This is a genomic window from Nonomuraea sp. NPDC003707 (assembly GCF_053587055.1).
Genome location: NZ_JBSFNK010000122.1, coordinates 1 through 1,600, shown reverse-complemented (window position 1 = coordinate 1,600; position 1,600 = coordinate 1). Strand labels below are relative to the sequence as shown.

2 protein-coding genes are annotated in these 1,600 nt (G+C 67.9%); both read right to left on the bottom strand.

Annotation, left to right across the window (positions count from 1 at the left end):
• Window positions 1-139: 139 nt before the first annotated feature.
• A complete protein-coding gene (locus ACWDRB_RS67775) occupies window positions 140-787 on the bottom strand; it encodes a hypothetical protein (RefSeq protein ID WP_449912885.1) in 648 nt (215 codons plus the stop codon).
• A gap of 224 nt (window positions 788-1,011) precedes the next feature.
• A partial coding sequence (locus ACWDRB_RS67770) for an AbfB domain-containing protein (protein ID WP_449912883.1) occupies window positions 1,012-1,600 on the bottom strand: 589 nt, incomplete at its 5' end.

Sequence of the window (1,600 nt, the reverse complement as noted above, 5' to 3'; positions counted from 1 at the left end):
TACGACAACGAGTGGTGGCACTTCGAACACCGCCCCGACCGCCGCGGCAGGCCACCACGACGACGACCCCACCCCGGCGTGGGCTACGACATCGACAACGAGGACTAGACGTACTCCAGACCCATCAGGTTCGCTGGGATCAGGTGCCGCCGGTCGCGCGGATGGTGTTGGTCAGGCTGCGGCACATGGCGTCCGAGTCGGCGATCCACAAGATCATGAACTTGTATCCCCGGGCTTCTCTGGACTCGGCGTCGGCGCAGAACTTCGGTGCCGGCGGGCCGTCGGCGCGGAAGCCGACGTCCGGGAGAAACGGCACCTGCTTCAGCAGCAGGCAGATGGCCTCCTCCGCAGCGGCTTCCAGATCCCCGCGCACCACTGCCACCAGGCCCACCGACCAGCCGTAGTTCGGGTCCTGGTAGATCGACACCGCCAGGTGGTCGTTCTCGTAGGCGCAGTCCACCGCGTCGGCGGCCACGGTCACGCGGGTGGCGAAGGTCCTGAGCCCCTGACGGAACGAGCGCAGTTCCGCTTCCTCGGCCATCTTCTGCTCCGGGATGACATCCAGAGCCATGCCGATCAGGCCGTTCACACCAAGGCAGGGGTTCGTGGCGATCCGCTCGACTCCCTCCGGGGAGGGCAGCAACGACCGGGTGATCGGCCCTGCGGCGGGACAGAAGCCCTTCTTGGGCGGCGCCTTCGTCTGGGCGGCCTGAGGGGGTGTGTCTTGTAGAGGGACGTCCTCGCACGCGGTGACGAAACTCAGCGCGAGGATGGCGGTCAGCAGCATGCTCAAGGGGGAGCGACGGGACATGGGAGTCCTTCCGGCACCGGAGGCAGTCCCTTGGATGCTCTCTGGCGACGGCGGAAATGGCATGAGTAGCCCTTACTCATGTGCCTGTGTGTGTGCCGGCCGCCTCGCCCACCAGGGGTCCGGGTCGAACGGCCGGCTGGTGCTGCGGCGGGCGGAGCCGTCCTCGGGCCCGAGTGGCGGGACGGCTCCGCCCGGGGTGCCTACGCCCAGGGTGAGCCGACGACCCAGCTCACGTCGTCGGCCCACGAGGTCGCGCTGTCGAAGGTGTTCGATCCGCCCTCGCTGCCGATGTAGACGATGTTGTTGTAGTGACGCAGCAGGCGGTTCGGGAAGTTGAAGGAGGCCCACGAAAGGCCCTGGCCGTTCATGCCGGGCTGCGGGCAGAAGGTGGCGTCGTTGGCGAACAGGGCGCTGCCGTCGTTGGCGTTGCGGTAGAGCTGGTAGTTACTGTGCCGCAGGTAGCTGCCGGGGTAGTTCTTCGACTCGAACGACACGCAGGAGCTGTAGGCCAGGCCGTTGCGCACGATCCACGTGGCGTCGTTCTTGTCCAGGGACGAGCTGCTGGAGGTGATCACGGACGTGACGGCCTGGTCGTTCTGGTGGCGGATGTAGCGGCCGGTGCAGCAGGCCGTCGTCGCGCGAAGCGAGATCGACGTGCCGGCGGCGGGTGTCCCGCTGGGGCGGGCGGCCGTCGTGTAGCCGGCGGCGACGATGTTGGCCTGCACCGCGTTCTCGGTGGCGTCCGTCGGATAGCCGGAGGTCATCACGCCCTCGTAGAAGGTGCCGGCG